Annotated in this window: 4 protein-coding genes; 2 read left to right on the top strand and 2 right to left on the bottom strand. The window is 44.3% G+C overall.

Annotated features, from left to right (window positions below; genetic code table 11):
* Positions 1-125: 125 nt before the first annotated feature.
* Both znuB and znuC read right to left on the bottom strand, forming a co-directional pair.
* On the bottom strand, positions 126-911 hold the full coding sequence (gene znuB, locus AB6E85_RS21935) for a zinc ABC transporter permease subunit ZnuB (RefSeq protein ID WP_048606441.1): 786 nt from the start codon (positions 909-911) through the stop codon (positions 126-128).
* Positions 911-1,690 (bottom strand): zinc ABC transporter ATP-binding protein ZnuC, encoded by a 780-nt coding sequence (znuC, locus tag AB6E85_RS21940; protein ID WP_012604527.1) that lies wholly within the window; start codon positions 1,688-1,690, stop codon positions 911-913. Before znuC ends, znuB begins: the two co-directional genes overlap by 1 nt.
* Before the next feature lie 83 nt (positions 1,691-1,773).
* Between znuC and znuA the strand changes: the two genes are divergently transcribed.
* Complete coding sequence (gene znuA, locus AB6E85_RS21945) at positions 1,774-2,658, top strand: zinc ABC transporter substrate-binding protein ZnuA (protein ID WP_048617863.1); 885 nt, start codon at positions 1,774-1,776, stop codon at positions 2,656-2,658.
* A 268-nt stretch (positions 2,659-2,926) separates the two neighbouring features.
* The gene (locus tag AB6E85_RS21950; protein WP_372144286.1) at positions 2,927-6,289 is read left to right on the top strand and encodes a helix-turn-helix domain-containing protein; all 3,363 of its coding nucleotides are present in this window, start codon (positions 2,927-2,929) and stop codon (positions 6,287-6,289) included.
* The last annotated feature ends 133 nt before the right edge of the window (positions 6,290-6,422 follow it).

The following is a 6,422-nucleotide window of genomic DNA, read 5'->3' on the forward strand; positions in this document are numbered from 1 at the left end:
GTTAACTGAACGATATTAAAAAGGCTTGGTCACTGACCAAGCCTTTTTTATGTTCTCGGGATACGAGATACGAGATACGAGATACGAGATTCGAAATCGTCCTGCTAAGTGCTAAGTGCTAAGTGCTAAGCTCGGCTTCTAACCATTTGAGATAACATAAACATCGCAGCTGCACTGATAACAACAGACGGGCCAGCAGGCGTATCATAGAACCAAGACAAGCTTAGCCCTCCGAAGACTGCGATAGAGCCAATCACTGATGCGAGGAAGGCCATTTGCTCGGGTGTGTTCGCGAATTTCCTTGCCGTAGCTGCTGGGATGATCAGTAGCGATGTCATGATTAACGCACCAACAAACTTCATGCCGACAGCAATCACGATACCGACCAATAGCATCAGAATCAGACGCATTAAATCAATGTTGATGCCATCAACCGCCGCGAGATCTTCATTAACCGTCGTTGATAGTAGTGGTCGCCAAAAGATAGCAAGCACCAATCCAATCACAGCAGCACCCGCATAGATGAACACTAGATCCGTTGGAGATACTGCTAGCAAGTCACCAAATAGGTAGCTCATTAGGTCAACACGAACGTTATCTAAGAAACTGACAGCAACCAAACCAAGTGATAGCGCACTGTGCGCCAAAATACCGAGTAGGGTATCGGTCGCGACCAGCTTTTGTTTTTGTAAAGTCACTAGCAACACGGCCAGCATCAAACAACAAATCAGCAGCGCGAAATACAAGTTAATGTTGAACAGAAAGCCAAGTGCTAAGCCCATCAAAGAAGCGTGAGCAAGCGTGTCACCAAAGTAAGCCATCTTACGCCACACCACGAATGAACCTAGTGGGCCTGCAATTAGTGCAATACCCAAACCCGCCAAAATAGAGGGAAGAAGAAACTCAAGCATTAGTGGTGTCCGTGTTTATGGTTTGAACATTCATGCACGTCGCCTTCGACAGGCTGGCCTGCAAGATCATGATGGTGATGTTCATGTTGGTGATGATAAAACGCTAGTGTCTCTTGGGTCGCGGTGCCAAAGAGCGCAATATACGAAGGATGGTGTTTGATGTCTGCAGGTGCGCCTGAGCAACAGATGTGGTGGTGTAAACAGATAACATCGTCTGTTTTTGCCATCACTAAATGCAGATCGTGTGAAACCATAAATACGGCACAACCAAAGCGGTGGCGAATGGTGTCAATCAAGTCATACAGGTCAATTTGCCCTTGAACGTCGACGCCTTGAGCTGGTTCATCGAGAACCAGTAGGTCTGGTCTTCTTAGCAATGAACGAGCAATGAGCACACGTTGGTTTTCACCGCCGGATAGCTGGTGCATGTTACTCTTCTGCAGATGTTCAGCACCAACGAGCTTCAATGCTTCAAGGATTTCTTGCTGACTGAACTTGCCAGTGAGCTTTAGAAAACGCTCTACGTTGAGCGGTAGTGAGTCATTGAGCTTTAATTTTTGTGGTACATAGCCAATTTTCAGTTTTTTAGCTTTTGTTATTGTGCCTGAAAATTTGGTCTGTAGACCCAGTACCACTTTTACTAATGTCGACTTTCCTGCACCGTTTGGCCCAATTAGGGTGGTGATTCTGCCGCGCTCTAAATTTAGAGAGATGTTGTCTAGAACTTTTCGACCGTCAAATTCGACGCTCACAGAATCTAGTTGGATTAAGTTATCCATGAATAGAACTCATTTGCAATTCGCTAATGTTATAATGTAACATTTACCTCAAGCCTAAGCTACTTTTCTATTATCGAGGGATTATGTCACGTTCATCTTTTATACTTGCTACTTTGCTTTTAGCGCCAAGTGTCGCAAGTGCCAATACTATTCTAACAAGCTTTAAACCAATTCAAATGATTGTGACGGAATTAACGCAGGGCGTTAGTGAACCGGATGTGCTAATGAACAGCAATGCTTCGCCGCACGATTATGCGCTTAAGCCATCTGATGTCAAAAAAGTTCACAGTGCCGATATGGTTATCTGGTTTGGTCCTGACCTAGAAGCCTTTCTGACTAAGGTGATTGGTTCAAAAGAAAACGTTATCAAGATCAGTGAGATTCCAGGAATTAACTTGCGAGAGTTCGGACATGATGACCACGATTCTCATGAAGGACATAATCATGGTAGCCATGACCCGCATTTTTGGTTAGGTATCGACCAAGTTGAAGTAGCCGCAAAATATATCTCAGCAAAGTTGATTGAATCTGACCCTGATAACGCAATGGCGTATCAAGAAAACCTAGATTCTTTCCTGCTTGCTTTGAAAGAAAAGCAGCAGTCTATTCATGAACAACTTGCGCCAGTGAAAGACAAAGGTTACTACGTATTCCACGATGCGTATGGCTACTTTGAGCAAGAGTTTGAACTGAATAACTTAGGTCACTTCACAGTGAGCCCAGAGCGTAAACCGGGTGCAAAAAGCCTGATCGCTATTAAGAAAACGCTAGTACGCGACAATGTTCAATGTGTATTCTCAGAGCCTCAATTTACCCCTGCTGTGATTGAATCAGTGACTCGCGGAAGTAACGCTAAGCAAGGCCAGCTTGATCCTATCGGTTCAACAGTTGAAGTGAAGAGTGGAAGTTATTTCGATTTTCTTCAGCAACTTACAGACAGCTACACAAGCTGCTTAAGCGGGAAGTAATTCATAACGAGTATTCTTTACTCTACTTTGCTCTCGTTAATTTATGAATCATGCCGCTTTTTGCGGCATTTTCGTGACCGCTAAGATAAAACCTCCTAACAAATAGCAAACCTCCTTTCTCCTTTTCTAATTTCCGCTAAAATAGAAAGATAATAATAAGCACAAAAAAACTCAGTTTTTGGTTAAGCAACGATAAGACGTTGTGGTGCCCAAAATTTCATGCGTTGTTGCTGTTCAGGATTAAGAGTTGTATCGAATTATCTTCAAAATGTTCATCTTAATGAGCATTTCATTTAGCGTTCTAGCGGTAAATACCTCACCCTCCGTTTTTTATCCTTTGCCCGTTCAAGCGCAAGGGAATTTCCTTGCGGCTAAAAACTTGTACTTAGGTGCCGGAGGCGGGCTCTGGGTTCATGATGTACATGGAAAAGTACTCTTTTACGACGGCCGAACTCTATTCCCTCGCAAGGGTAGCTTACTGCAATTTTCTTCGGAAAGAGTCGCGTTTCTGAACGATGAGTTTTGGACATTTTTCGATAACGAGGTGTATCGACATAACCCTGGAATTGGCAACGAATTGGCGTTTAGCCTAAGTCCCGGCGCTGAAATAACCAATATCGGTGCATCGGGCGATTATATTTGGGTTACTGACGGCAGTAATTTCTATACCTACAACACTCAATCTTTAGAATTCAACACCTACTCTCTACTCAAACTGTACCGATACAATAACAGCAGTGACATTGCGATTAACGACGCTGAGTGGGTGCTATCAAAGTGGGTGCTAGCGACCAGTTCTGGCGTTTACCTTTCAGAGAATCAAGAGTTTACCCATGTCACCGCATCCGACAAAAACCATATTGAGACGGTTTATTTTTCGAATGCTCGACGTGAGTTAGTGATCGGTACTTTAAATGGTGCTGTGATTGTAGATCTCGCGAACCCAGATAAAGAGACCATAGTTAAAGGGTCGCATGTTCTCTCGCTGGCCGAAACTTCGGACCAGTATTGGATTGGTACAGAGCACGGCCTTATTAGCTACAACTTTATTACGGGACAAATTACTCGATTCGAACAAGCCGCTAATCAAGACTTCTCGTTACCGGGTGAGAAAATATATTCGTTGATAAACGATCATGCTGGTGGCATGTGGATTGCGACAAACAACGGTATCCGATATTTCTCACTATTCAGTAAGACCTTCTCGAGAACCCCCCTAACTGGATTGGGCATGCATTCGAGTAGTGTGGTGATCAATAAAGTACTGCCTGTCAGTGACCAGTTATCTTGGGTCGCGTCCTCAATGGGGCTCTACTTGGTTGATTCTGAAAGTGAAGAGAACCCAATTCGTGTTTACTCTAACCCTGTTAATGATTTTGAGATCTTTGGCTCTTCCATTTGGTTGGCGACCGAACAAGGCATCATCAGCCTAAATACGGAAACGCTACAACCCGAAGCCCTTGATTTACCAAGGCCGATTAAGGGAGTGCATGTTGAAAACTTTGCACTTCAAGCTGATAATGTTCTTTGGATGACCTCGGGGCAAAACCTGTATTCGTTATCTATCGAAACCATGAAACTGACGAGTTATGGCACTGACTGGTTAGTCGACAAGTTCTTGCCTGCGAAGATCACCGCTCTCAATGTCGGCTTGCTAGGTCGCATCTATATAGGAACAGACCATGGTTTCTACTCGTTCATTGATAAACGAATTAGCTTTAGTCGTTCAAGCGAACGGTTTGGCAAAGTCGTCGATATTGAAAAAGCGAAGGATGGAGCGCAGTGGTTTGCTAGCAGTTATGGCGTGTATCGAATCCCGGATGACAGCTCTGTTATTCAAGAAATCACTCTTGTTGAAGACAATATTAGTCCTAACTGCCTGATAAGCGATGACAATGGTGTTTGGTTAGGCTCTTCGAAAGGCATCAGTTATTACGGATTGGATGGGCAACTGCATAAACACATCGGTTCGCCATTTGGTTTGATCACCAATGAATTGGCGGCGGGTGCATGTGCTCTGTTTTATAGCGAAGAGAGCCAACCTTCGAGGCTTGTTTTCGGCTCAAAGTATGGCGTAGTCAGCGCGTTGTCTAACGAGTTACTGGTATCAACCACACCTCATAGCCGTGCCTTGTTGAGTAAGATAAGTGTCGACCAACAAACGGTGTCACTTGGCGGAAAAACGGCTGAACTGGATGAGATTCCTTATGGTTCATCGATGGGGTTTAAGCTAGGTATCTTGCCAGCAACGTTCGCACCTGCGATGGAATACCGACTGAGCGACGATGAACCTTGGAGTGAGTTTGAAGGGGGCTTGTTAACGCTCGACCATCTTCTTCCAGGGGATTACACACTTGAAGTGAAACCGGTTAAAGACTCCCATTATCGCTTTGTGTCAACCAATCAAAGCTTCTCGATTGCAGAGCCTTGGTATTTGACCAATTGGGCTGCAGCAAGCTCTCTGATGTTACTGATTGGCGTTGTGACTATCTTGGTCTTTTGGCGCTCTCGTTATGTCACTTTTGCCAACAGGCACTTAAAAGCGCAAGTTGCACTGAAGACAGACCAATTGAGACACCAAAGCCGGATATTACTCGCGACTAATCAACAGCTTAAAAAGCAGCTATCCGTTAAGAATGCGCTTGTGTCTCATACTGCCAATGAACTCTCTTCTGAAGTGAATCATATTGCTGCGATGCTCCCGAATTGGAATGACGAGCTCGGGAAGTCGCCGATTCTAACCTTGAAAAATGGCTTAGCTCAATTGAGCAATACCCCCCAAGGGAAAGGGCAAGTTTGTTACGATATAATTTTAATCTTAGAGGCGGTACTCAAAGCTTGGCAGGATGATTTAACCAAAGCCGGTATTGAACTGGATATTAAAGTCGAAACAAAACAACGATATGTCTCGTTGCTGTATTTTAATCTCGATATTATCTTCAATAGCTTGGTTGCGAGTATCATCAAGAGAAACTTTAAGTCGCAGAGTATGGTGGTTCTGGTTGAAGAGGTTAAGGAGCATCTTGTTGTAACCATTCGAGATCATGGCATGCCTTTCCCTAAGCTGGCATCAAGCATGGGTGACAATACCGGAAAGTCGACCGACCTTAACATCGAAAAGCTGCCACTATTGATGAATCAGAGCGGTGGCGAGCTTAATGCCTTTGTTTCGGAGTCTCAAAATAAGGTTCAGCTTTCGTGGCCAATTGAGTATCAAGTACTCGACAATCTTGAAGCCAGCACAATTGAACAGATTGAAACCATTAAGCTTGCCGCTTCAACGCCAGAGCAGCAAAAACTGACAGCGGAACAAGAGTGGAAGAACAGAGTGTCGCAGCTTGTGAGTGAAAACTACGCTGATGCCGAGTTCAGTACTGCAACTGCTGCTAAGTATTTGTTTATGTCTGAGAGAAGTTTACAGAGACGCTTTAAATCGGCTTACAACAAGACCTTCAAAGAGCACTTGAATGAAGTACGTCTAGAGCATGCGTGTGAGCGCTTACTCGCTGGAGAGAAGATCTCTGATGTGGCATTTGATTCGGGCTTCAATGACCCTTCCTATTTCAGTCAAAGGTTTAAGCACCACTTTGGCATGTCACCATCTAAGTTTGCTGAAAACAACGAAGAGTAGCGTGCAGCGGATACTTTGCTAGAACCTAGAAAAAGATACTTTAGCCTCGACATTCGTGTTGGGGCTTTTTTATGCTTCTACGAGATACGAGATACGAGATACGAGATACGAGATACGAGATACGAGATACGAG

The organism is Vibrio sp. 10N.247.311.51, from assembly GCF_041467855.1.
Classification (GTDB): domain Bacteria; phylum Pseudomonadota; class Gammaproteobacteria; order Enterobacterales; family Vibrionaceae; genus Vibrio; species Vibrio coralliirubri.